Raw genomic sequence first — 24,955 nt, 5'->3', positions numbered from 1 at the left:
CTATTTGTTTGTGTTTATTTGTTCAAATGCAAAATCCGATAGAGCGCAACGACGCATACGGCACGGGTGGTCGCCTTGTTCGGCTCGTATTTTCCGCTGAGCGGATCGATCAGCCCAAGCCCTACCATATTGTTGATGGACGATGTAGCCCATGCAGGCAGTTTTTTGGCGTCCGCAAGCGTCTTGCCCGAGCCCTTCTTGTTCAACAGTCTGTCGAGGATGACAGCAGCCTCTGCGCGCGTGACAGGCTGATCGGGGCGGAAGGTATTGTCCGTGTATCCTTTGACCAGACCTTTGCTTACAGCGACTTGTACAGCCCCCTGAGCATATGCCGGAACCTGATCCTTGAAGCCAAGCTTCGGCGTCGCAGGCAGATCCCATTCAAACGTACGCGCCAGCAACGTCACGAACTGCGCCCGTGTCAATGCCACCTCAGGACCAAAGGTGGTTTCGGTCAAGCCTTTGACGTAACCCTGGTTCGCCATATAGGTGATTTCCGCCTTGGCGTAGTGGTTGGCAATATCCGTAAATGCTGAGCCCGCCTGGTCGAGGTAGTACGGCACGTATTTGCCGAAGCTGTTGACCTCATATACCCATTCTCCCTGTGCGTTGATAGTGCCCAGAAGCGGGTCTAGGGTCTTGTTGACTTCGTTCACATACAAAAGACCGATTCCTTTGCCCGGGATCCAATTCTTCGGTGCCAGTGTCAACTGGATCGGCACTGTCGAACTGCTCAGCTCTTCGCCTGACTTCGTATCCCCAGGCTTGATGGTAAACGAATAGTCTGCCGGCACGTAGCCGGGGATCTGCTGATCGACGATGGAATCGACCTCGATCACGGCGCTATCCAGGAAAGCGGCAGTCTGGACGAGAGAGTATTTCAAATCCAGCTCGTGGCCCAATGACAGGCTGCCAGGCAATTCCGGCACGACAATCGAACCCTTCGGCTGCGCTGTCTGATTCGGCAGCAGCAGCGACGCCTCGTCGAAGTAGAGCGTTCCTTGGTCATGCGTAATGCCGTCGTTGGCCTGATCCACGACGTAAATGCTTTTCAGCTGCAGCGGATAGGCGACGCCTCCAGGGAAATACCCTTTCACTTGCTTCCAGCCTGTCCAGTCGATCTCTTTGGCCAAATCGACGTAGACCGGTTTTCCGTTCGCATCGATAACTTCCGCCCGCAGCCAGTGCCTGCTTTGGTCGCCGTAGACCCATAGACCCAGCCCGATTGGCTGGCCCGGAATGGTGACTGGCTTGGCCCCAAGTACCCCATAAGCAATGCGCATTTCGGAGCTGGGCGCTCCCGAGAAATTGTACACGAGCTTGGCTGCCTTTTTCGTACGGAAGACAGGCTCGTTGACCGCCGAGAAGGAACCTGCGGAGCTGATGCTGGCAGGAAGCGCGGCATGGTACATGCCCACCTGATTGTCGAAAGTAAGCCATGGCTGCTCAAATTGTCCGACTGCAAACGGCACACGCGTAACAGCCCCGTCGTAGGAAACCGTCAAAGTTCCATTGCCTGGCTGATCGCCTGCGACCAATTGGAGCTGGTCATTCACTGTGGCTATATCAGAATCAACACTGACCTTGACGCTTTGCGGCGAGGCCGAGAGTGTCGCACCCTTTTTGGTTTTTAATTTGATGTCAAGCGTAAGCGCTTGTCCAGGAGCCACGGTGACCGGATTGGGCGAGACAACGATCTGTTGGATGTCCTGTCCTGACACGACCTGAATCGCTTTGCTCTGCGCGACGTTGCCCGATCTGCCCGTAATCGTGATCGAACCGGAACGTGTTGGTGTAAAACGCTGACCATCCACCGTTCCTGCGTCGCTCTCCCACATAACCTGCGAAGGGTTGAGTGCGTATGGCTGGTAGTGAATGTCGTACCCTTTGGACGCTGTCAGGTTCACTGTCTGACCGATCAGCAGATCAGTAGGAACATCGATCTGGAATCCTCTCAGCTCGCCTGTAGGCGCAGTGTTGTACACCGCCAGACCTGTCGGGACACGCCGCTCTGTTCCGCCGCTGGGTCTGTTGGCCAGATTGGCATGCGTCTCACCCAGCATTCGCACAGCCATGGTGGTCGAACCGCCACCGTCGAAATTGACTGCTCGGAAGGAGCCCAGCTCCGCCATAATACGGGCCAGCTCATCCAGATATACGCCTTTGTTCCCATCAATCGTAACCATGTACAGGGTCTTGCCGTCCTGCGACACACCTACGGCTGTACGGGCGTTAAGCGAGGTAATGGATTTGTCCGCCTGAAAGGATGTAAGCGCCTTTCCCTGATCCACCAGAAGGATGTTGCCGCCTACTGCCTGCATCCACTCCTGGTTGAGCGGGGTGGTCTGATAATCGACTTTTGCCGTAGCACCGACCGGGAATTGTTGCTTCAGAAATTCTGCCGCCGCTCCGTGTCCCCACAGAACGTAGCCATTGTAAGGTATGTAAAAGCCCGGTTGATTCACGCGCACTTCTGTCGCGACATTGTCGATGAAAAGCACTTCGACGACGTCTTTATAGCCGGAAATAGCTCCCAGACTAGACTGACCGAATGCAGGTGTATACATATTCAATTGATTTTGGTGGCTCTTTCGTCCGTCACTTGGATTGTACTCTTCCTTATTGATGCCCTGGAGCGGAAAAGCCGTTCCATTCGGCGCGGTCACCTTTCCGTTGAAGCCGAATTTTTCGACCAACGCCGTCTTGTCCGAGGTGATCCCCAGGCTGTACCAGTACGAGATCAAACCCATCGACGAGATAACCTGCTGGTCTTTCATCACGATGCCAAACGGAGCTCCCCGCTTGCTCATGTTGAAAAAGTCCGCATTGATCACAGCCACGGCTCCCGTCTCTCTCGCCATCTGCGTGATCGACTGCCGATCCGTCAGCTTCCCTTTTGTCCCGTAGACGGGTTTTACCTCTACGTAGGGATTGTTCAGGTCTACCTTCGTGACCATAATCGTAGCTGGTTGACCATCAAAAGACTTCGTATATTTGAATAATGTAGTTCCTTCTCCGATCGGCGTTTGCCATACCATTTGCAAAGCATTCGTTTCCGCCCTAGCCTGCGCGACCTGAACCGCCAATGGCGCAAACGGAACAAAAGCTCCCCAGGCCATCGTGCTGGCCGTGAGCAGCATTACGACTTTCCGCGCTCTCATGTTGGTGACTCCTCTCCGTTTCCCGAACTGTTGTTATCTTTCAGCGATTTACTTCACGCTGACGCTCTCATAAGATGGCAGACAGCTATAAGTTAGACGCATGAGCTAGATTGATAGTTTCGGTAGATCTCTATTTTCTGTCCTTACAAATGATGACAAATCTTTTGAATCATGCAGATGCGTCTTTTGGTATGGTGGTCCACCAGCCACAGTGGCGGGAGAGGAAAAAGGGAAAACGCTTCAGGCGGGTTGGGATCTTTGCTGGGGGTCGGCCTGGCCGCTTCCACTCCAAAGGCGGAACCGCGGCCAAAAGCAGCCATTTCGATGAAGTTGTTCAAGGTGTAGAGTAGAGAACTGACGCTTTCTGGCGACCGTTTGGTCGCCTTACTCCTATCAGTTCCCCCTCATCAAACCGTACGTGAGGTTCTCCCTCATACGGCTTTCCGATGTTCTTCTTTCCTTGGCATTCGGTTATCGCGTACGGCAAGCTTCACAAGAATTCCTCTTGTAGCTTTTGCTATCTCTCTCATCCGCGCATGTCTCGCTTGTTTATTCCTTTTCTTGTTGTTAAAGAGCACAAGTCTTGTCAGAACATACCAGTCGATGCGACATAACCACTTAGCTCCTATGGGTGAAAGTGAATAATAATTCTTGAAACCTTGAAGTTTTCGATTCAGCCCTTGTATCAGCTCGTCTAGTGACCAGTACAACTTGTTGCGCGGTTTGGTATACTCTTTGATTTTCCTTCTCATTTCCTTCATAGCCTTCTTGCTCGGAATGTGTGACATGACGTACATTTTCTTTCCACCCTTGAGAAGAATGGGAAATTTTCGATGGTGTAAACCAAGGAAGTCAAAGCCCGTCGTATTGTCCCAGATATTAACCAGTCGAGACTTTTCTTTACTAAGTGTAAGGTCCAGTTTGTTTAGTACCGCTTTTATGACTTGTATACTTTCCAAAGCGTCTTGTTTCGATCTACACATGATTACAAAATCATCCGCATATCGGATCAGCTTCCCAAGATGAGTGAATTGCTTCTCCCAAATCGTGTCCATGTAGTCCAAATAAATATTTGCCAACAGTGGAGAGATTACCCCTCCTTGCGGAGTGCCCCATTCGGTTTCATGAAACTGTACATCTTCCATGACGCCCGCACGGAGCCAGTTCCGAATCAGCTTTAGTATCCTGCGATCAGAAATCCTTTTCTCTACTAGCTTCATGAGCTTTTCCTGATTAATGTTGTCAAAGTATCCTTTGATGTCTACATCGACTACCCAGGAGGCCGTCCTGCTGGTTTTCTTGATTTGTGTAATCGCCTGGTGGGCATTTCGTTTGGGACGGAATCCGTATGAGCAATCTTTGAAATCGGCTTCAAAGATAGGCTCAATAACCATCTTGGTTGCCATCTGAACAACACGATCTCGGATGGTCGGGATACCAAGCGGTCTTTGTTTCCCATCCGCTTTCGGGATGTACGTGCGCCGCACAGGAGATGGATGATATTGCTTACCCTTCAGGTCGAGATAAATTTCGTTGAGAAATTTACTTTCCCCATACTCCTGAACGATTCTTTCAATTGTCTGTCCATCTATCCCGCCGCTACCTTTATTGGCTCGAACTCTACGCCACGCTTCCGCAAGAATATCTGGCCGGTACACTTTGTCATACAGAGCATGAAATCGCCGTTTTGGATTTTCCTTGGCACAAAGATATAGGGTTGTCCAAAGTTGTCGAGCTTTTACATTGGTGTAGTTAGCAAGTTTACTTGCATTCACTCACTCTTACCTCCTTTCAACCCAAGAACAAAGCAGGGTTCCTTCCCTCCACAAGGTTGTGTTGTCCTTATGTTCAACGGTACTATAAACCCCTCCGACTCCCTCTCTGCCGTCCACCCTTTCGCATGTGCTTATAGGCTTTCGCTTTACACCCCAACGGGGTGTGCAGAGTAGGGTCTCCCCAGTTCCGTTAACTACTTTCTCAGCGTACCGCTCCCCATACTCCGGGAGGTTCCTTGATGCTGTCTCCAAGTTCTACACATCGTCCATGGACTTCGCCTGCGGCCACCGGGCTCGTCTCCTCCTTGTCCATCCACTGATGGTCCCTTTAACGAAGCGGCAGGATTCACTTTATGTTACGGTCCGCTGATTTGCTCGCTCCCTTACGGGATACTTTGTCACAGGGCTTCAACCTTAGGATCTCTCCACCAGTTGCCTGTCAGCTACGAGGCGACTTGGCTCTTACCTCGGTTGGACTTTCACCAACTAGCAATTAACGGCTTGCTGGGCGCGCTGGCCGCTGAATACGTGTTCCGCCTTTTCCGTTCCAGCTCGGTCAAGATCCCAAATGCCTTCAGCCTTTTTCCCTTTTTCCTCGACCAGCTTTTCCTGGTCCCCCTTCTACCTTTGTGGGCCGTCTCACGTAGGCTCTTTCCTCATCTAATCTCGTTTTTTTGGAACGAAAAAACCGTCTGGCGATGTATCAACCAGACGATTTCCGAATAGATTGTTTAATTTTATGATTGACCTGGCACAAAGGGCGCTGGCCGCTCCGCGCGCAGACCGTAGTGATGAAGGATCGCTTCTACGATTCGGCGAGACGCTTCCCCATCCCCGTACGGATTCGCCGCATGCGCCATTTCGTCATAGGCCTGCTGGTCAGTCAGCAGCTCTTTGGTCATTCGGTACACCTGTTGTTCATCCGTTCCAACCAGTTTCAAGGTACCAGCCGCAATCCCCTCAGGCCGCTCTGTCGTATCACGCAGTACGAGGACAGGGACACCCAGAGACGGCGCTTCTTCCTGTACCCCGCCTGAATCGGTAAGGATCAGGTGCGCGCGGCGAGCGAAGTTGTGGAAATCAAAAGCATCCAACGGATCAATCAGAGAGATTCGTTCATGATCGCCTAACAATTCCTGTGCGACCTCCTGCACAGCCGGATTCAGATGCACCGGATACACAACTGCGATCTCCGGATGCTCGTCCACGATGCGTCGAACCGCACGGAAGATCCGGCGCATGGGTTCACCGAGATTTTCCCTGCGGTGAGCGGTCATCAGCACCAATTTATAATCGGCGAAACGATCGAGGACAGGGTGCGTGTAATCCTCGCGCACAGTGGTTTTCAGCGCATCAATCGCTGTGTTGCCCGTGATGTAGATGGCATCCTCCGGCTTGTTTTCGCGTCTCAGATTGTCTGCTGACCCATCTGTTGGCGAGAAGTGAAGGTCAGCCATCACACCCGTCAGTTGGCGGTTCATCTCTTCCGGAAACGGCGAGTACTTGTCCCATGTGCGCAAACCGGCCTCTACGTGACCGATCGCTACCTGGTTGTAAAAAGCAGCCAGACTGGCGACAAACGTCGTCGATGTATCGCCGTGAACGAGAACGATGTCCGGCTTCACTTCCTTGATCACCGCATCGAGGCTTTGCAGCGCGCGCGTCGTCACATCGACCAGCGTCTGCCGGTCTTTCATGATGTTCAAATCATAATCAGGGGTAATGTCAAAAATCTCCAGGACCTGGTCCAGCATTTGACGATGTTGGGCGGTCACACAAACAACCGACTCGATCTGTTCACTATGTTTTTTTAATTCATGAACCAGCGGAGCCATTTTAATCGCTTCCGGACGCGTGCCAAATACCGTCATTACTTTACATGTCTTCATCGGATTTTTCCTCTCCTACTGCTACTTTGTACCGTACAGGCGGTCTCCCGCATCCCCCAAACCTGGAACAATATAACCGTGATCATTCAATTGCTCGTCAATTGCCGCAACGTAGATGTCTACGTCCGGGTGCTCATCCTGCACCATTTTGATTCCTTCCGGAGCCGCAATCAGACACATCAGCTTCAAGTTTTTCGCACCGCGTTTTTTCAGAGCCTCAATGGCCGCTACGGCAGACCCGCCTGTCGCCAGCATCGGATCGATGACGATCAGCTCGCGTTCTGCTACGTCCGTTGGCAGCTTGACGTAATACTCAACTGGCTGCAGGGTTTCTGGATCTCGGTAAAGCCCCACATGACCCACTTTCGCTGCCGGGATCAGCTTCAACAGACCGTCCACCATGCCGAGACCCGCGCGCAGAATCGGAACCAGCCCTACCTTTTTCCCAGCAATGACGTTGGACTTGCAAGTCGCTACAGGTGTCTCGATCGTTGTTTCCTCCAGCGGCATTTCACGGGTAATTTCATATCCCATCAAAGTCGCTACCTCATCCACCAATTCACGAAACTCTTTGGTTCCGGTGTTTTTGTCGCGAATATACGTCACTTTATGCTGAATCAGCGGGTGGTCAAACACATATACACGGCTCATGTACGTTCCTCCGTTTTCCTATCAATATCTTTATCATAATAGCGAACGAGTTTGCTGACGTCAATTTGCGTAATCTTCTTACAGATATATGGCATAGGGGGAGGAAAAAGGGGAAAATGCTTCATGCGGGTTGGGATCTTTGCTGGGGGCGTCTCAGGTTCGGCTGCACTCCAAAGGCGGAACCGCGACCAAAAGCAGCCACTTCGAAGAAGTGGTTCAAGGTTGGTCGCTAAAAGAGTGTTCCGCCTTTTCCGCTCCGCCTGGGTGCAGATCCCAAATGCCTTCGATTTTCCCCTTTTTCCTCGGCCAGCTTCCCTTTATCCTCCAGCCTCTGGGTGTGGGTTTCTCATAGAGGTCTTTACAAATACAAAAAAGATGACCCCCGGCAGTTGAACTACCGAGGGTCAGCCATCGTTAATTTCGTTTTATCCTTAAATAGTCAGTCCAGCGTACATCGGGAAGCGTTGACACAACGCTGCTACGCGCTGGCGAGCTTCGTCGTGTTTCGCCGCATCTTCCGGGTTTTTCAGAGTGAGCGCGATGATAGCAGCTACTTCTTTCATTGCTTCCTCGTCAAATCCGCGGCTGGTTACAGCAGGGGTCCCCATGCGCACGCCGCTGGTCACGAACGGGCTTTCGGAATCGTAAGGAATAGTGTTTTTATTGGTGGTGATGTTGACTTCATCCAGCAGATGCTCTGCCACTTTTCCGGTCAGACCGATCTTGCTTACATCTATCAGTACGAGATGGTTGTCGGTACCGCCGGAGACGAGTGTCAGTCCTTCCGCTTGCAAGGCTTCCGCAAAAGCTGCCGCGTTTTTCACGATGCGTGCAGCATAATCCTTGAAGTCAGGCTGCAGCGCTTCTCCGAAGGCCACAGCCTTCGCCGCGATCACATGCATCAACGGACCGCCTTGTACACCAGGGAATACCGACTTGTCGATCGCTTTGGCGAACTCTTCTTTGCACAGGATCAGACCGCCGCGAGGACCGCGCAGGGTTTTGTGAGTCGTAGAAGTGACGAAATGCGCATAAGGTACTGGATTCGGATGCAGGCCTGCTGCAACCAGACCGGCGATATGGGCCATATCTACCATGAAATAGGCGCCAACTTCATCGGCGATCTCACGGAATTTGGCAAAATCAATGGTGCGCGGATAGGCGCTCGCACCAGCTACGATCAATTTTGGCTTGTGCTCCAATGCTTTTGCACGGACATCCTCGTAGTTGATACGATGATCGTTTTGATCTACACCGTACTCCACGAAATTATACAACGAACCGGAGAAGTTAACCGGGCTTCCGTGTGTCAGGTGACCACCGTGGGACAGATTCATCCCCAGAACCGTATCTCCCGGCTTCAAGATGGTGAAGTATACGGCCATGTTGGCTTGGGCGCCGGAGTGCGGCTGTACGTTGGCATGCTCAGCACCAAACAGTTCTTTTACACGGTCACGGGCAATGTTCTCCGCGATGTCCACGTATTCGCATCCGCCGTAATAGCGGCGGCCTGGGTAACCTTCTGCATACTTGTTGGTCAGTACGGTGCCCATGGCTTCCATGACAGCCTCGCTGACAAAGTTTTCAGACGCGATCAGCTCGATTTTGTCACGTTGTCTCCCGAGCTCCAATTGAATGGCTTCCAAAATTTGCGGGTCCTGTTTGCGTAGATGATCTAACATCGGTTAATCTCCTCCTCAATACTTGCTTGTTATATGGCTTGTCCCTTTTTGGGTCAGGTACAACTTTGGTTGGGGATGGTGCGTTCGTAGACAGCCCTCGCCCCTCCAATCAGCTTGGGACGAGTCCGCGCCGCCGTCAGATGGGCTTCTCCGATCTGGCGCAACGCAGGACGTACCGGAACAGCTACGTGCTTAAGATGCATGCCGATCAAGGTATCGCCTATATCGATCCCGGCATGCGCCTGTATGTGCTCGACAACGACCGCATCCTCGAGCTGTGTGAAGGCATGGGCAGCCATCGAGCCGCCTGCACTCGGGACTGGAATGACAGAGACCTCGGTCCAGCCGTGCCGCTCCATCACGCTTCGCTTGGTCACCAAAGCCCTGTTCAAATGTTCACAACATTGAAAGGCGACCTCGAAGCCGATCCGTTCCTGGACGGAGTGAATCCCTCGATACAGGGCGGCAGCCACCTCCTGGCTGCCTGCCTTCCCGATATGCTTGCCAACCACCTCACTGGTGCTGCAGCCGATCACCAGAATCTGCCCGGCAGTCAATGCCGCCAGCGCAGCCACTTCCTCCACAACCTCGCGAACCTGTCTTTCAATGGCTGCCAGATCCACTGCCTTCACTCCTCACCGATTTGCTTCGATCTGTTTAATTTTTTCAACGCGTCGCTCATGACGTCCGCCCTGAAAATCCGTCTCCAGCCAAATCTTCACGATATCCAACGCCAGACCCGGGCCAATCACCCGCTCCCCCATCGCCAGCATATTGGTATCGTTATGCTCTCTGGTCGCTTTGGCAGAAAACGTATCATGGACCAACGCACAACGAATTCCTGGGACTTTGTTGGCAGCAATCGACATGCCGATTCCCGTCCCGCAAATCAGAATCCCGCGGTCAAACTCCCCAGCGGCTACCTTTTTTGCTACCGGAAGGGCGTAGTCCGGATAATCCACCGACTCTTCACAGGTGCAGCCAAAGTCTTCTACCTCGATGTCTGTTGTAGCCAACCATTTTCTGATTTCTTCCTTCAGTCTATATCCACCATGATCAGCAGCAATCGCTACCTTCATCCGTCATCCCTCGCTTGTATCATGATTGCAAACTATTATACATCATTTTTCTCCAAGTAAAAAGCTAACATTCTTACGTTTTTTTCTTTTAATGTTCGTACTATCATAGCAAACAAGGCTCTGGAACCAAGCCAGAACCTCGGCATTCTTATGATTCACGAATACGTTTCATGGTATCAGAAAGCATGTCCACCAGCTCCTCGATCTCGACCGCGCATCGGCGATAATCCTCCAGGCTTCCGCCATAGGGATCAGCAATGTCCGCGTAGCCTTCCACACCGATGAACTCTCGCAGCGTGTACACTTTCTCCCTCGCTTCGGGGAAATAGGTTTGTATCGCCTGCTTATGACTCGCTGTCATGGTCAGGATCAAATCGGACCACGCCAGGAGCTCCCCATTCAGCCGGGTGGATGTGTGCTCGCTATCGATTCCCCGTTCCTGCAAGACCTGAATAGCGTGAGTAGATGCAGGCTGTCCATCGTAGGCTGCTACACCTGCCGAGCGCACCTCAAATCCTTCTCCTTGTGTCTTGGCACGGAACAAGGCCTCTGCCATCGGACTGCGGCAAGTATTTCCCGTACAGACAAACAGAATTTTTTTCACGATTCGCTCCTCCTTTGCCCACGACATACCATTACATCACAAATTTTAACCCAAAACCTATCAAAATAAGACCACCTATTATTTCACTGTAATCGCCAAGCCAACCTCCCACACTCCGCCCGAGGAGCAGACCGCAGTACGACATGGCTGTACCCATCAGTCCAAATAACGAGATGGCAAGAATTTTGTTCACTTCCATCAGACCAAAGGAAACTCCTACTGTCAAGGCATCCAGACTGACGCTGAATGCGAAAAGCAGCAAGCCGAAACCTGTCGTCCGCAAGACGCTTTTCTGGTCTCCATTGCCAAACCCGTTCCATAGCATATGTACGCCCAGGAGGATTAGCACCCCTCCCCCAAAGAAGACAGCAATATCTCCGACCAGCTCGGACAAGTACGCTCCAATGGCAATGCCGAATATGGGCATGGCAATGTGAAAAAGTCCAATTGTAATACTCACTCGCACAATTTCCCGCAAGCGAATTCCCACCATGCCAACGCCAATCCCCAGCGAAAAGGCATCCATACCGAGCGCAAAGGCGATCATGAGCAAGGTCAGGAATTGTCCCCATTGATACAAGGCCAGGTCCAATGCGCCTCCCCCTCCTGTCCTTTCACCTTATGCGGACAAGGAAGAGTTTAGACGCTTATACAGACAAGATCCGGCCCCCTGCTGCCTTTTCAAGGCGGTTCATCACAGCCATCCCCAAGCCGACGCGAGGAAAGGTCTCGGAGACGATGTACTGAACCTTTTCTTCGTCAAATTTTCGCAGGACAGCGTACAATTGCTGGGCAACCTGGTCAAGATGATCAGCAGAGCCCACAGACAGAACCACGTCGGCATCCGCGTTTTGCTCCCAATAGGCGGCAGAGGCGTCCGTCACAAGCACACCTGTGCGCAGTCCATTCTCTTTGGCGGCACGCAGCATGTCTGCCTGCCGTACTCGGACATGGCCGGGGGTACCCTCGATCAGCCACATTTCTCCTTCGGGAGCATAATGCGTATATTTCATACCGGGCGCACGGGGCGTCTCTACCGCTCCCACCTGGAAGGAAGGATCCAGCTCCACCGGACCAATCACTTCTTCCAACTGCTCTTTTGTCACGCCACCCGGCCGCAGGATGACAGGGGGATCTACCGTAACATCGATCACCGTAGACTCGACGCCGATCCCAGTCGGACCTCCGTCCAGCACTCCTGCCACCCGTCCGTTCAGATCTGTCATCACATGATCCGCCGTAGTCGGACTGGGCCTGCCGGAACGATTGGCACTGGGAGCGGCAATCGGTACGCCGGCTTCTCTAATCAACGCCAACGCCAACGGGTGGTCCGGCATTCGCACACCGACAGAATCAAGACCAGCCGTCACCAACGATGCCACACGATCCGTCTTTGGCAGGATGATCGTCAAGGGTCCCGGCCAAAATGCTTCCATCAGACGATCTCCTTTTTCCGGGACATCGCGGGCTACCGTAGACAGCTGACCTTTATCCCCAATATGCACAATCAGCGGATTATCACTCGGACGCCCTTTTGCTAAAAATATCTTCTCCACGGATTCGTTCGACAATGCATTGGCTCCCAATCCGTACACGGTCTCGGTCGGAAAGGCGACCACTTCTCCATCTCGCAGCAAACAGGCTGCGTCCACAATCTGTGAACAACTCTGTATTTTTTCCACATCATTTTCCACATCGTTATCCACAATCCATACCTGTGTCGCTTCATGCAAATCCATCGATAAATTCCTTTCTATCGCTCGTTTCATAACCAGTAGTGACTTTAGTATAGTGTTGCCTTTTAAAGTTTTCAACAGGCTGTGGGTAACTTGTGTATAACTTTTTCCCTTTCGGTGGAAAAGAAGGTTTGTAGTATGATAGCCATAGAAGCTGATTCTTCATCCCAAAGAAAGGATTGAACTTCCCTATGAACCCTCGCAAATCCCTGTTGTCCAGTCTGCTGACCTCCATCCTGATTCTCGGTGCTATCTCCAATCCCGCTCTGGCTGCTGCGAACGCTCCGGCACTCTCCGCTCCCGCCGCTTCAGGTTCACAGCAGGGAGCAAGCATTGTTTTCACTCCCAAATCAACCAACTTCACGACCAAGGAATACGAAGCGAGAATCACGATCCCTCTGATTAGCGGGCTTGCGGACAAAACGTATCAGGCGCAGTTGAATGCGGAGCTTGAAAAGCACGCAGCAGAATCGTTGAAAACCGTTCAGCAGCAAAGCAAACGGGATGCCGAACTCGCGAAAAAAGAGGGCTGGGAGATGCGTCCCCATGTTCTCGATATTTCCTACGAGGTGTATACCACAGGTAATCTGCTCTCTTTTGGGGTCACGACGTACACCTATACAGGCGGGGCGCATGGCATGGCGGTTGTGCAATATTTCAACGTCCCCAATTTGGAAAAGACCCATAATCTGCAACTGTCTGAACTGTTTCAGCCTGGCTACGACTATAAAAACGTACTGAACAATCTGATCACGCAACAAATCAAGACCGAGGAACGGAAAACGGGCAACAAGCTGCCGTATTGGTTTGAGGGAATATCGAATCACCAAGGCTTCTCTTTTAAAAACGGGACTCTCTTCATTCATTTCGGGCAGTATGAAATAGCTCCCTATGCAGCTGGAATGCCGGCCTTCACCATTCCACGCCATCAGTTTATGAATTTGCTGAAGCCGGGGATTCGTGATTTGCTGCAGTAGAAAGATGGGGGGTTCGGAGCCGTGAGGCTTGGGATCTTTGCTAGGGGCATCCTGGCCGGCTACACTCCAAAGGCGGAACCGCGTCCAAAAGCAGCCGGTTCGAAGAAGCGAATCAGGGTGTAGAGTAGAGAACTGACGTTTTCTGGCGACCGTTTGGTCGCCTTACTCCTTTCAGTTCCCCCTCATCAAACCGTACGTGAGGTTCTCCCTCATACGGCTTTCCGATGTTCTTCTTTCCTTGGCATTCGGTTATCGCGTACGGCAAGCTTCACAAGAATTCCTCTTGTAGCTTTTGCTATCTCTCTCATCCGCGCATGTCTCGCTTGTTTATTCCTTTTCTTGTTGTTAAAGAGCACAAGTCTTGTCAGAACATACCAGTCGATGCGACATAACCACTTAGCTCCTATGGGTGAAAGTGAATAATAATTCTTGAAACCTTGAAGTTTTCGATTCAGCCCTTGTATCAGCTCGTCTAGTGACCAGTACAACTTGTTGCGCGGTTTGGTATACTCTTTGATTTTCCTTCTCATTTCCTTCATAGCCTTCTTGCTCGGAATGTGTGACATGACGTACATTTTCTTTCCACCCTTGAGAAGAATGGGAAATTTTCGATGGTGTAAACCAAGGAAGTCAAAGCCCGTCGTATTGTCCCAGATATTAACCAGTCGAGACTTTTCTTTACTAAGTGTAAGGTCCAGTTTGTTTAGTACCGCTTTTATGACTTGTATACTTTCCAAAGCGTCTTGTTTCGATCTACACATGATTACAAAATCATCCGCATATCGGATCAGCTTCCCAAGATGAGTGAATTGCTTCTCCCAAATCGTGTCCATGTAGTCCAAATAAATATTTGCCAACAGTGGAGAGATTACCCCTCCTTGCGGAGTGCCCCATTCGGTTTCATGAAACTGTACATCTTCCATGACGCCCGCACGGAGCCAGTTCCGAATCAGCTTTAGTATCCTGCGATCAGAAATCCTTTTCTCTACTAGCTTCATGAGCTTTTCCTGATTAATGTTGTCAAAGTATCCTTTGATGTCTACATCGACTACCCAGGAGGCCGTCCTGCTGGTTTTCTTGATTTGTGTAATCGCCTGGTGGGCATTTCGTTTGGGACGGAATCCGTATGAGCAATCTTTGAAATCGGCTTCAAAGATAGGCTCAATAACCATCTTGGTTGCCATCTGAACAACACGATCTCGGATGGTCGGGATACCAAGCGGTCTTTGTTTCCCATCCGCTTTCGGGATGTACGTGCGCCGCACAGGAGATGGATGATATTGCTTACCCTTCAGGTCGAGATAAATTTCGTTGAGAAATTTACTTTCCCCATACTCCTGAACGATTCTTTCAATTGTCTGTCCATCTATCCCGCCGCTACCTTTATTGGCTCGAACTCTACGCCACGCTTCCGCAAGAATATCTGGCCGGTACACTTTGTCATACAGAGCATGAAATCGCCGTTTTGGATTTTCCTTGGCACAAAGATATAGGGTTGTCCAAAGTTGTCGAGCTTTTACATTGGTGTAGTTAGCAAGTTTACTTGCATTCACTCACTCTTACCTCCTTTCAACCCAAGAACAAAGCAGGGTTCCTTCCCTCCACAAGGTTGTGTTGTCCTTATGTTCAACGGTACTATAAACCCCTCCGACTCCCTCTCTGCCGTCCACCCTTTCGCATGTGCTTATAGGCTTTCGCTTTACACCCCAACGGGGTGTGCAGAGTAGGGTCTCCCCAGTTCCGTTAACTACTTTCTCAGCGTACCGCTCCCCATACTCCGGGAGGTTCCTTGATGCTGTCTCCAAGTTCTACACATCGTCCATGGACTTCGCCTGCGGCCACCGGGCTCGTCTCCTCCTTGTCCATCCACTGATGGTCCCTTTAACGAAGCGGCAGGATTCACTTTATGTTACGGTCCGCTGATTTGCTCGCTCCCTTACGGGATACTTTGTCACAGGGCTTCAACCTTAGGATCTCTCCACCAGTTGCCTGTCAGCTACGAGGCGACTTGGCTCTTACCTCGGTTGGACTTTCACCAACTAGCAATTAACGGCTTGCTGGGCGCGCTGGACGCTAAAAGCGGGTTCCGCCTTTTCCGTTACGCCTGGGTCAAGATCCCAAATGCCTTCGCTTTTTTCCCCTTTTCCTCGACCAGCTTTCCGTTGGCCCCCCTGGCTTTTTGGAAGCTGCTCCCTGATGTTTTTCAAATAGAAAAAAGGAAGTCCAGTTCTTGGGACTTCCTTTTATTGCATTCACTTGTATAGATTACATGAATAACTTCTCCAGCTTCTCCCACAGGAAGAACTTCACTTGCACTTCTGGCTGGGCTTCAGGAAGTACTTCTGCAGATTCGACGGCGACTTCCTTTTGTTCCTCTTTTTCCTCAGATAACGGTTCTGTATTCTCGTCATCCGCCTTTTCTCTATCAGGAGCATACAGGCGCTCGTTCATCCAATTGTCTCGGTAGGAAGTGAGGGTGGTGCTACGCTTCTCCGATGTCGGCTTCTCTGTCGGCAATTCGGCAGCAGCTGCATCAGCATTCGTTATGTCGATAAAACAGAGGGGCGGGAACAACACACACCACCAGTTTTGCCCTTGGGCTTCCCCGATCCGGACGCGCAAAGCCTGATAGTCGCCAGCCGGATATACATAGGTGCCGTACATTTTCGTCGGGAAGGGAACCTCTCCGAAATCGACCACAGCGTGATACGAGAATCCACGTTCCCGAATCGTCTGATCCACGACTTGCTGCAGCTGCGGCAAGTGTTCCGGGATGAACTGCTGTGCTTCTTCATACGTTTGGATCTGATCAGTCCAGCTATTCATCTGTTCGATCAAGGCATCCCGCACTTCCCGCTTCAGCCATTGGTCCTGAACAGAGTCACTATTGGCAATAATTCGCAAACGAATCGATTCTTGGGGAATCGGCCCATTATCCAGTACATTGGCCGAGGTAAGCTGTCCCTCCCAGCTCATCATCAACAGAAACAGGCTAAAGCCTAGCAAAAATACTTTTTTCATCGCTAACCGTCTCCCTTTACCGTTCTCTCTCTTTAGCAAACAGTATCGGCAAGGAAGGATCAGTTTATACATGAATGCCCGAATGTTTCTACAATTCCAAGCGCCACAAAAACGAGTCGTACCAGGCTTACTTTCTCGTTCCCAGCACGACCCGTTCAATACCTGCTAAATCGCAGACAATATCTACCTCATCTATCACGCCCGATTGGTGCAGCATTTCAGCCACATCTCCTGCCTGGTGAATCCCTACTTCAAAAGCGACGAGCGCTTTGGGCTTAAGCAGCTCAGGCAGTGCCTCGCACAAGCGTCGGTAACAAATCAAACCATCTTGTCCTCCATCCAGTGCGAGACGCGGCTCGTAAAGACGAACCTCCTCATCCAGCTCCTCTACATCTGAGCTTGGGATGTACGGAGGATTGGATACCAATATATCGACCTTCTCTCCTGTCTCCAGAAGAGGCTGCACCAGATCGCCTTGCATAAAGCGAACCTGGGCTCCCAGCCGATCTGCGTTTTCCTTCGCGATCCTTGTAGCGTCAGAAGACAGATCCACTGTCGCTACCTGCCACTGCGGACGCTCACAGGCCAGGGTGATGCAGATCGCTCCGCTGCCCGTACCAATATCGGCGGCAAAAAGCGCTTCATCCTCCCCCCAGAGCGCAGAGGCACGAAGCAAGACTTGCTCCACGAGAATCTCGGTCTCTGGACGAGGAATTAACACGCCGGGACGAACAACAAAGGGCCTTCCGTAAAATTCCTGCGTTCCCATCATGTACTGCAGCGGCTCGTGAGTGGCGCGCCTTTGGCATAAGGCAGCCAATTGCTGAACCACCTGCGGATTGATCGAATCGTTCATCGAGGTGAGAAAGCGCGTCCGATCCCAGCCCAGGCTGTGGCGAATCAGCAGCTCCGCTTCAAACAGGGAATCCTTCGCCCCTTGTTCTCGCAAAAAGGAAGAAGCCCGTGTCAGGGCTTCCCGTATCGTCGTGACATCGGACCAATCAAGCGGTGTGTGCATGGCTTTTCAGCAGCTCCGTCTGTTCATGCATGATCAGGTTGTCGATCACTTCGTCCAGTTCGCCTTCCAATACCGACTCCAGTCGATGCAGTGTCAAACCAATCCGGTGATCGGTCACACGGCTTTGCGGATAGTTGTAGGTACGAATCCGCTCGCTGCGGTCGCCAGTCCCCACCAGGCTTTTGCGTGTTGCATCTGCCTCGGCATTTTGCTGCTGCATGTAAAAGTCGTACAGACGGGCACGCAAGACGCGCAAAGCCTTGTCTTTATTGGAGTGCTGGGATTTCTCATCCTGGCATGACACCATGATGCCAGTTGGGATATGCGTCACACGCACAGCCGATTTCGTGGTGTTGACGCTTTGTCCGCCTGCCCCGCTGGAACAGAAGGTATCGATGCGAATATCTTTTTCGTGGATTTCCACTTCCACATCTTCTGCCTCAGGCAATACCAAGACGGTAGCCGTAGACGTGTGGATGCGTCCGCCAGATTCTGTAGCAGGAATTCGCTGCACACGGTGGGCGCCGCTTTCGAATTTCAGCTTGCTGTATGCGCCGCGCCCGCTGATGGAGAAAACTATTTCCTTGTATCCTCCAATGTCAGTCGGGCTTGCCTCAAGCACTTCCAGCTTGAAGCCGTTGCGCTCCGCAAAACGCGTGTACATCCGGAACAGCACAGCCGCAAACAGAGCAGCCTCGTCGCCGCCTGCCGCGCCGCGGATTTCCATGATGACGTTTTTCTCGTCATTCGGGTCTTTGGGCAGCAAGAGGATTTTCAGACGGTTTTCCAACTGCTCTTTGCGTGCGGACAGCTCGGAGATTTCCAGCTTCACCATCTCACGCATTTCATCGTCGAGTTTGTCTTCCAGCATGACCTTGGCGTCTTCCATCTCGGTCACTACTGATTTATATTCACGGTATACCGTCACGGTCTCTTCCAAAGAAGCCTGCTCCTTGGACAGTTCTCGCAAGCGCTTTGTATCACTGATGACGTCGGGGTCACACAGGAGATTGGTTACTTCTTCAAAACGCTCTTCAACTGCAGATAAGCGCGTAAACACTGTACTTCACCCCATCGCAAAGAATACTGAAATACAATTGTAACAGATAAATTATAGGAGGAAAACATGCATAAGTCAAAGGACATTATTTAGCTGGGATTCCTCGCCAGTCTGCTGCAATGGAAGGGAAAAAGGCCCGGCATAAGCCGAGCCTGCGCGCTTCACTCCAGGTCACTTATGGTATCCCTCATTGGACGTTACGTGAAAATCATAGCGAGGCACTTTCTTTTTCAAGGCAGCGACTACCTTTTTCTCAATGTTTCGCGCCTCTTTGGCAGTGACATTATGCTTTAAGTCAAGAGTAACATATGCATTTCCGCCATTCAGTGTGATGCGGGCATTTTCCACACCTCGTACGGACTTCGCCATCATTTCCATATTGCTCATATCGACATAATTATTCTGGACGTTGGAATGTCCGATGACCAGATTGGGATTCTGATTACGTCCCATCAAATCATCCCGGTCCACTCTGGGAGGTGCAGGACGGTGTAGGACATCACCCGTCTGGTTTACCCCATGCGTCTGCATGCGATTTTGTTCGTAGCTTTTCGTTCCGTAGTTTCCACATCCAGTCAGCGCCGCGACAAGGACGAAGCAGCCAGCCATCATCAAAGATTGTTTCCAAAAGGCATAACGGGTCATGAATAAAGCCACCTCCTTTTTGCCTTAGTCTGTGCAGCGTCCCGGGCGGACATGCACCTGCAAAAAGAGGTGGCCTATCATCTAAACTGGCGGGTTGTAGTAATGCGGGCGACAAACACTGCTGTAAGTGTCATTGCCAGCAATTTCGATGGTCTCCCCGCTGTACACTGGTTTTCCATTTTTAAATTTCAAAATATGCGTTGCTTTTTTATTGCAATAAACGCAGACTGTTTTGATTTCCTCGACCTTATCCGCCTCGCAGAGCAAAGCCGCACTGCCAGGGAACAGCTCGTTTTTGAAATTTTTCAGCAAGCCGTATACGATCACAGGAATCCCCAAATCATCTACGATCTGCACCAGCTGCATCACGTGGTGTTTGCCGATAAACTGCGCTTCGTCCACCAGAACACAGTCCGGTCTGATCTCCTCAGCCGCCACGATTTGGAACAGGTCCGTCTCCTCATTGATGGGAATCGCATCACGACTGATGCCCACGCGAGAAGCGACTTTGCCGACCCCGAAGCGATCATCGACGGCCGGGGTGAAGACCATCACTTTTTTGCCGGATTGCTCGTAATTATGGGCAACTGTCAACAATTGAATCGATTTGGAAGCATTCATCGCCCCATAGCGAAAGTATAATTGTGCCACGTCTCCTGTCTCCCTTTGCCAAGACTATGTAAAAACAAAACCAGGCAGATCGCTCTACCTGGTTGCTCCAATCCTCTCCGATTAGGAAAGATTGTATTTGCGTTTGAAACGGTCCACACGGCCGCCAGCGTCTACGAATTTTTGTTTACCTGTGAAGAATGGGTGGCAGTTGGAGCAGATCTCCACTTTCAGCGCTTGCTTCACGGAACCGGATTCAAATTCGTTACCGCACGCACATGTAACGGTTACAATGTTGTACTTTGGATGAATACCTTGTTTCATCTCGCTACACCTCTTTTTGCCCTGAATCGTTTGCCGAAACAGAGTTATTAAACACACCTTACAGATTAGCATGCCTAGCGGCGATTTGCAACAATCTGCCGTGTTATTCCATGCTTTTCCTGCGGCGCAATTCTTCTGGCGGAACATGCGTAAACGATCCGATGATCACATCAGGCAGCTCTTCCTGGTAGATCTCAATCGCTTGCTTCATGCCGAAGACTTCTCCCTGTGCCTTGGGGATCATCGACAGGTAGCTTTCCGGATCGATGTTCAGATTGCGCAACTGAATCAGCTTGATCCCAGTGCGGCGAATAAAGTTGATCATCGCTTCCATCTCTTCCTCGCGATCGAAAACGCCAGGGAAGCAGAGATAATTGATCGAGGTGTACACGCCTTTGGAGGAAGCGTACTCAGCGGATCTGGCTACATTCTCCAGCGTGTAGTTGCGCGGGCGGTAATAGGCATTGTAATGCTCATCGATCGCACTGATAATGCTGACGCGCATCAGGTCGAGACCAGCATCGACGATTCCTTTGATGTGATCAGTCAATCCTGCATTTGTGTTGATATTGATAAAACCCATGTCTGTCTGTTCACGGACACGGCGCATGGCAGGCACAATGATGGATGCCATCGTGGAAGGCTCGCCTTCACAGCCTTGTCCAAAGCTGATGATGCTCTCAGGAGTCTGCAGATGGTGCAGCATGACCTCCACCAGCTCGTCCTCTGTCGGCTTGAAGTTCATCCGGGTCTGTGGAGACGGAAAGCCGCTGTCTTCTGGCTGCTCGGAAATACAGCCGTAGCAACCTGCATTGCAGGTATACGATACTGGCAGGCTGCCTTCCCAGCGGTGGAAAAAGTTGTTGGAAGCAGTCAGGCATTCGTATTCCAGCGCGCAGTGGGACAGATGCTGGAGAATGCGGTTTTGCGGAAACAACTCGAGCGTTTTCTCTACACGCTGCCGCAGCTCGTCCATCGGAAAATTAAGCGGATCCCATTTGTAGATGTCATCGCTCGCTCTGCCCGCTACCCAAAAGCTGCCATCTTTCCAAACGACTGCCGAATACCCGAAGAGAGGAAGTTTGCTCTCTTTTTTGCTCTTTACATAGCCAGGCAGCAACAAGCGGGTGATCCCTTGTGGAACCAACGCCCCCACCGCCGTACAGCCGTCGAGCTTTACCATTTCACCTGTATCCGGGTCCATTCCGATCGGCACGGTATCCGGCAGACTGACCAATGTCGCACCTTCTGGCAGCGGAATCAGCTCTTCCTCGAGAATCTCTGTCAATATATCACCATTTCGCGCCACCGCAAGCAATCCGGGGTGGTCGTATACATGGCCTTTTTCATTTGCATATACCAAATACATGGGAAAAGTCTCCTCGTTTCTTTGCTTTGCCCATTGTATCGTATTGAAAATGCAAAGTAAATTGGGGAAGGTTTTACCTGCTTAAATACGGCAGCGGGTTGATCGGCACATCATCCTGGCGTACTTCAAAATGCAGATGGTATCCTGTCGAATCTCCCGTTCTTCCCATGAACCCCAAGACCTCCCCGGCTTCTACTGACTGACCGGGAGTGACGATGATGCTGCGCATATGCGCATAAAAGGTCTGAAGGCCGTCCCCGTGATCGAGCACCACCATGCGCCCATAACCGGAGCGATTGGCCCCTGCTTCGACCACGACCCCACCTTTAGCTGCATAGATGGGGGCCTTCGCTTCATCCTGGTTCCACAAGTCTACTCCTTTATGAGCTTTCCCCCACCGAACCCCGAAGCCGCTGGTCACGGTAGCTTCTTTCACCGGCCACTCCAGTCCTCCACGAACTCTTGCCGTCACCTGTCTGCTCGCTGCCTGGGCGGTATTTCGTTTTTGCTGAACTTCATTCGCCTGCATCTGTTTGTTTGCCATCACCGGGACATACACAACCTGTCCTACATACAGATTATCCGACAGCCACTTCAACAAAGGATTTCGCTCAACCAAAAGCTCCTTGCTTACGCCATACCGCTGCGCAATGTAATTGAGCGTTTCTCCCCGTTTGACCATATGCCGTACTTCGTCGTTGCTGATGACGAGTTTCAAGCCGATCCCTACGAAGTTGGGATTTTTAATTTTGTTTGCCTCTACCAGTTTATGTAAGCTAAGGCCGTAGCGATGTGCAATCTCGGAGAGTGTCTCCCCTTTCTGGACCGAATAAACCATTACCTTGCTTGGCGAAGCTGTGGTTTGCGCTAATCCTGCAAAAGGGTTAAAGGCTTGAAAAAGAGCTTGCTCGACTACAGCTTTTTGGGCTTCCTCCCTGCTCACCAAGGGAGGGGGTGTTTGTGTATAATCCACTGCCACTCCTCCTTCGCAGCTACTCTTCCTACAGTATGCCTATTGGCATAAAAAAATGACGGTGAGATTAACTGACCGTCGTAGTGCTTGCGGCTTTGCTGCGGGCCTGCTTGGCCTCCAAGGATTGGACAAACTCCTCATTGGTTTTGGTATCCGCTAACTTCCGAATGAACGAATCGACAAACTCGTTCGTCTCGTTCATATTCTTGCGGATCATCCACAGTTTTTCCAGCTCTTCTTTAGAAAGCAGAAGCTCCTCGCGCCGTGTACCAGAACGGCGAATATCGATGGCTGGGAAAATACGGCGTTCGGAAAGCTTGCGATCCAAGTGCAGCTCCATATTTCCGGTTCCTTTAAATTCCTCATAAATGACGTCATCCATCCGGGAGCCTGTCTCTACCAGTGCCGTAGCCAAAATAGTCAGGCTGCCGCCCTCTTCGATATTGCGGGCCGACCCAAAGAAGCGTTTGGGACGGTGGAAGGCTGCTGGATCGATCCCGCCCGATAATGTCCGTCCGCTTGGCGGGATGACGAGGTTGTACGCTCTTGCCAATCGGGTGATGGAATCCAGCAGGATGACGACATCCTTCTTATGCTCTACAAGGCGTTTTGCCCGTTCCAGAACCAATTCCGCCACCTTGATATGATTTTCAGGCAACTCATCAAACGTGGACGCCACCACTTCACCTTTCACAGATCGTTGCATATCGGTTACTTCTTCCGGGCGTTCATCAATTAATAAGACGAATAAATGAATATCGGGGCGGCTTTCCGTAATGCTATTGGCAATTTCTTTGAGCAGCATGGTTTTTCCCGCTTTGGGCGGAGCCACGATCAATCCACGCTGACCAAGTCCGACAGGGGCAATAAGATCCATCAAGCGAGTGGAAATGCGTTCCGGCGCTGTCTCCAGAACAAGCTTGTTTTGCGGATAGAGCGGTGTCAATGCGGGGAAATGAAGTCGTTCCGCTGCCGTCTCAGGGTCTTCTCCGTTTACAGCTTCGACTTGCAAAAGCCCAAAATACCGTTCATTTTCCTTCGGAGGCCTTGCTTTGCCGGAGACGACATCCCCCATGCGCAGATCAAAGCGGCGGATCTGGGATTGAGAAATATAAATATCCTCGGAGCTCGGGAGATAGTTGATGGGACGCAGAAATCCATATCCCTCTGGCAGGATTTCCAACACCCCTTGCATGAACATCAGCCCGTCTTTCTCCGCTCTGGCGCGAAGAATCGCAAATATCAATTCCTTTTTCTTCAGCTGCGAATAATACGGAATGTGATATTCCTTCGCCAGTTTGTACAGATCCGTCAGTTTCTTCTCTTCTAATTCAGAAAGTAACATACATCCACCACTCTTTATATACTCTTCAACTTATTCTCGTCCGAACCGGGCATTACAATACCAGTGTCGGCTTGCGCTCCAAACGATGGTTGCCCTCGATAAAACGAATCGTACCTGTTTTTGCCCGCATGACAACGGAATGGGTCGTAGCCCGCATTCCCTGGAAACGAACTCCCTTTAGCAACTCCCCATCGGTTACACCGGTCGCGGCAAAAATCGCGTCATCGCCTTTGACCAAATCGTCCATAAACAAAACCTGATGCGGATTCACGAGGCCCATTTGCTTGCAACGCTCAATCTCCTCTGCGGATTGCGGCAAAAGCTTCCCTTGAATCTCTCCTCCGAGGCACTTGAGTGCAACAGCGGCGAGAACACCTTCAGGGGCACCGCCAGAGCCGAACAGAATATCCACACCCGTATCCGGAAATGCTGTGTTGATCGCGGCCGCTACATCCCCGTCCGAGATCAAACGAATACGCGCACCTGCTTCACGGATTTCATGGATAATTTTTTGATGGCGATCACGGTCCAGTACAATCGCCACGAGGTCGCTGATATCTTTTCCCTGCGCCTGGGCGACCGCCTTGAGGTTGTCGCGAATCGGCGCGTTGATATCCACTTTGCCGACCGCCTTCGGACCGACTGCCATTTTTTCCATGTACATGTCAGGCGCGTGCAGAAGATTGCCACGGTCCGCAATGGCGATCACGGAGATGGCGCCCCACGTTCCTTTGGCAAGAATATTGGTTCCCTCCAAGGGATCTACCGCGACGTCTACAGCAGGTGATACACCTTGTCCCAGGCGTTCCCCGATGTAGAGCATCGGCGCTTCATCCATTTCGCCTTCCCCGATCACGACGACTCCGTCCATGGGGACCTTTTCAAACTCCTTGCGCATGGCTGTTGTAGCCGCATCGTCTGCCTCGTCTTTTTTGCCAAGACCCATCCAACGGGCAGAAGCCAATGCCGCCGCCTCTGTCACACGTACCAATTCAAGTGTTAAGCTCCGTTCCATTCTGGAAGACTCCTCCTTGGTG

At 51.4% G+C, this 24,955-nt stretch carries 22 protein-coding genes; 1 reads left to right on the top strand and 21 read right to left on the bottom strand.

The window, feature by feature from the left end; translation table 11 throughout:
• Positions 1 to 14: 14 nt before the first annotated feature.
• The 10 genes from T458_RS53825 to T458_RS53765 all read right to left on the bottom strand — a co-directional run bounded on the left by T458_RS53825 (position 15) and on the right by T458_RS53765 (position 12,580).
• Entirely contained in the window at positions 15 to 3,161 is a 3,147-nt protein-coding gene (locus tag T458_RS53825) for a phosphodiester glycosidase family protein (protein ID WP_023555194.1), read from the bottom strand.
• A 431-nt stretch (positions 3,162 to 3,592) separates the two neighbouring features.
• Positions 3,593 to 4,936, bottom strand: coding sequence for a group II intron reverse transcriptase/maturase (gene ltrA, locus T458_RS53815; RefSeq protein WP_023555181.1), 1,344 nt, complete (start codon positions 4,934 to 4,936; stop codon positions 3,593 to 3,595).
• 737 nt (positions 4,937 to 5,673) lie between these two features.
• Positions 5,674 to 6,825: a non-hydrolyzing UDP-N-acetylglucosamine 2-epimerase gene (wecB, locus tag T458_RS53805; RefSeq protein ID WP_023555191.1), complete on the bottom strand. Its 1,152-nt coding sequence runs from the start codon at positions 6,823 to 6,825 to the stop codon at positions 5,674 to 5,676.
• 21 nt (positions 6,826 to 6,846) lie between these two features.
• On the bottom strand, positions 6,847 to 7,476 hold the full coding sequence (gene upp / locus T458_RS53800) for a uracil phosphoribosyltransferase (RefSeq protein ID WP_023555190.1): 630 nt from the start codon (positions 7,474 to 7,476) through the stop codon (positions 6,847 to 6,849).
• Between the two features lie 431 nt (positions 7,477 to 7,907).
• Complete coding sequence (gene glyA, locus T458_RS53790) at positions 7,908 to 9,158, bottom strand: serine hydroxymethyltransferase (protein ID WP_023555188.1); 1,251 nt, start codon at positions 9,156 to 9,158, stop codon at positions 7,908 to 7,910.
• Positions 9,159 to 9,211: 53 nt separating this feature from the next.
• Complete coding sequence (locus tag T458_RS53785) at positions 9,212 to 9,781, bottom strand: TIGR01440 family protein (RefSeq protein ID WP_023555187.1); 570 nt, start codon at positions 9,779 to 9,781, stop codon at positions 9,212 to 9,214.
• Between the two features lie 12 nt (positions 9,782 to 9,793).
• On the bottom strand, positions 9,794 to 10,237 hold the full coding sequence (rpiB, locus tag T458_RS53780) for a ribose 5-phosphate isomerase B (RefSeq protein ID WP_023555186.1): 444 nt from the start codon (positions 10,235 to 10,237) through the stop codon (positions 9,794 to 9,796).
• A 148-nt stretch (positions 10,238 to 10,385) separates the two neighbouring features.
• On the bottom strand, positions 10,386 to 10,841 hold the full coding sequence (locus tag T458_RS53775) for a low molecular weight protein arginine phosphatase (protein WP_023555185.1): 456 nt from the start codon (positions 10,839 to 10,841) through the stop codon (positions 10,386 to 10,388).
• Positions 10,842 to 10,872: 31 nt separating this feature from the next.
• Positions 10,873 to 11,433: a manganese efflux pump MntP gene (locus T458_RS53770; RefSeq protein ID WP_023555184.1), complete on the bottom strand. Its 561-nt coding sequence runs from the start codon at positions 11,431 to 11,433 to the stop codon at positions 10,873 to 10,875.
• Between the two features lie 55 nt (positions 11,434 to 11,488).
• Positions 11,489 to 12,580, bottom strand: coding sequence for an L-threonylcarbamoyladenylate synthase (locus T458_RS53765; protein WP_023555183.1), 1,092 nt, complete (start codon positions 12,578 to 12,580; stop codon positions 11,489 to 11,491).
• Positions 12,581 to 12,768: 188 nt separating this feature from the next.
• On the opposite strand from T458_RS53765, the gene T458_RS53760 reads away from it, so the two are divergent.
• Entirely contained in the window at positions 12,769 to 13,554 is a 786-nt protein-coding gene (locus T458_RS53760; protein WP_023555182.1) for a DUF3298 and DUF4163 domain-containing protein, read from the top strand.
• Between the two features lie 209 nt (positions 13,555 to 13,763).
• On the opposite strand, the gene ltrA (T458_RS53755) is transcribed toward T458_RS53760, so the two are convergent.
• The 11 genes from ltrA (T458_RS53755) to glpX form a co-directional block, all read right to left on the bottom strand.
• On the bottom strand, positions 13,764 to 15,107 hold the full coding sequence (gene ltrA / locus T458_RS53755) for a group II intron reverse transcriptase/maturase (protein WP_023555181.1): 1,344 nt from the start codon (positions 15,105 to 15,107) through the stop codon (positions 13,764 to 13,766).
• A 712-nt stretch (positions 15,108 to 15,819) separates the two neighbouring features.
• The gene (spoIIR, locus tag T458_RS53750; protein ID WP_023555179.1) at positions 15,820 to 16,575 is read right to left on the bottom strand and encodes a stage II sporulation protein R; all 756 of its coding nucleotides are present in this window, start codon (positions 16,573 to 16,575) and stop codon (positions 15,820 to 15,822) included.
• A 127-nt stretch (positions 16,576 to 16,702) separates the two neighbouring features.
• The gene (gene prmC / locus T458_RS53745; RefSeq protein ID WP_023555178.1) at positions 16,703 to 17,593 is read right to left on the bottom strand and encodes a peptide chain release factor N(5)-glutamine methyltransferase; all 891 of its coding nucleotides are present in this window, start codon (positions 17,591 to 17,593) and stop codon (positions 16,703 to 16,705) included.
• Positions 17,577 to 18,653, bottom strand: a complete 1,077-nt coding sequence (gene prfA / locus T458_RS53740) for a peptide chain release factor 1 (protein ID WP_023555177.1) — start codon at positions 18,651 to 18,653, stop codon at positions 17,577 to 17,579. Before prfA ends, prmC begins: the two co-directional genes overlap by 17 nt.
• Before the next feature lie 171 nt (positions 18,654 to 18,824).
• Positions 18,825 to 19,298, bottom strand: a complete 474-nt coding sequence (locus T458_RS53735; protein ID WP_023555176.1) for a Sporulation lipoprotein YhcN/YlaJ (Spore-YhcN-YlaJ) — start codon at positions 19,296 to 19,298, stop codon at positions 18,825 to 18,827.
• Between the two features lie 81 nt (positions 19,299 to 19,379).
• Positions 19,380 to 19,949 carry a thymidine kinase gene (locus tag T458_RS53730; protein WP_023555175.1) on the bottom strand — a complete coding sequence of 190 codons (570 nt, stop codon included), beginning with the start codon at positions 19,947 to 19,949 and terminating at the stop codon, positions 19,380 to 19,382.
• Between the two features lie 81 nt (positions 19,950 to 20,030).
• The gene (gene rpmE, locus T458_RS53725; protein ID WP_023555174.1) at positions 20,031 to 20,231 is read right to left on the bottom strand and encodes a 50S ribosomal protein L31; all 201 of its coding nucleotides are present in this window, start codon (positions 20,229 to 20,231) and stop codon (positions 20,031 to 20,033) included.
• 103 nt (positions 20,232 to 20,334) lie between these two features.
• Entirely contained in the window at positions 20,335 to 21,600 is a 1,266-nt protein-coding gene (locus T458_RS53720; RefSeq protein ID WP_023555173.1) for a radical SAM family protein, read from the bottom strand.
• A gap of 73 nt (positions 21,601 to 21,673) precedes the next feature.
• Entirely contained in the window at positions 21,674 to 22,573 is a 900-nt protein-coding gene (locus T458_RS53715) for a M23 family metallopeptidase (protein ID WP_023555172.1), read from the bottom strand.
• A gap of 67 nt (positions 22,574 to 22,640) precedes the next feature.
• Positions 22,641 to 23,918, bottom strand: coding sequence for a transcription termination factor Rho (gene rho / locus T458_RS53710; RefSeq protein ID WP_023555171.1), 1,278 nt, complete (start codon positions 23,916 to 23,918; stop codon positions 22,641 to 22,643).
• Between the two features lie 52 nt (positions 23,919 to 23,970).
• Positions 23,971 to 24,933 (bottom strand): class II fructose-bisphosphatase, encoded by a 963-nt coding sequence (gene glpX, locus T458_RS53705; RefSeq protein ID WP_023555170.1) that lies wholly within the window; start codon positions 24,931 to 24,933, stop codon positions 23,971 to 23,973.
• Between the last annotated feature and the right edge of the window lie 22 nt (positions 24,934 to 24,955).

The organism is Brevibacillus panacihumi W25 (assembly GCF_000503775.1).
Lineage (GTDB): Bacteria > Bacillota > Bacilli > Brevibacillales > Brevibacillaceae > Brevibacillus > Brevibacillus panacihumi_A.
This window is presented reverse-complemented; position numbering and strand designations above follow the sequence as displayed.

Coding starts and splice junctions, on each gene's coding strand:
- T458_RS53825 (WP_023555194.1), bottom strand. CDS start 3,161: ATGAGAGCGCGGAAAGTCGTAATGCTGCTCACGGCCAGCACGATGGCC.
- wecB (WP_023555191.1), bottom strand. CDS start 6,825: ATGAAGACATGTAAAGTAATGACGGTATTTGGCACGCGTCCGGAAGCG.
- upp (WP_023555190.1), bottom strand. CDS start 7,476: ATGAGCCGTGTATATGTGTTTGACCACCCGCTGATTCAGCATAAAGTG.
- glyA (WP_023555188.1), bottom strand. CDS start 9,158: ATGTTAGATCATCTACGCAAACAGGACCCGCAAATTTTGGAAGCCATT.
- rpiB (WP_023555186.1), bottom strand. CDS start 10,237: ATGAAGGTAGCGATTGCTGCTGATCATGGTGGATATAGACTGAAGGAA.
- T458_RS53765 (WP_023555183.1), bottom strand. CDS start 12,580: ATGGATTTGCATGAAGCGACACAGGTATGGATTGTGGATAACGATGTG.
- T458_RS53760 (WP_023555182.1), top strand. CDS start 12,769: ATGAACCCTCGCAAATCCCTGTTGTCCAGTCTGCTGACCTCCATCCTG.
- spoIIR (WP_023555179.1), bottom strand. CDS start 16,575: ATGAAAAAAGTATTTTTGCTAGGCTTTAGCCTGTTTCTGTTGATGATG.
- prmC (WP_023555178.1), bottom strand. CDS start 17,593: ATGCACACACCGCTTGATTGGTCCGATGTCACGACGATACGGGAAGCC.
- T458_RS53735 (WP_023555176.1), bottom strand. CDS start 19,298: ATGACCCGTTATGCCTTTTGGAAACAATCTTTGATGATGGCTGGCTGC.
- rpmE (WP_023555174.1), bottom strand. CDS start 20,231: ATGAAACAAGGTATTCATCCAAAGTACAACATTGTAACCGTTACATGT.
- T458_RS53720 (WP_023555173.1), bottom strand. CDS start 21,600: ATGTATTTGGTATATGCAAATGAAAAAGGCCATGTATACGACCACCCC.
- rho (WP_023555171.1), bottom strand. CDS start 23,918: ATGTTACTTTCTGAATTAGAAGAGAAGAAACTGACGGATCTGTACAAA.
- glpX (WP_023555170.1), bottom strand. CDS start 24,933: ATGGAACGGAGCTTAACACTTGAATTGGTACGTGTGACAGAGGCGGCG.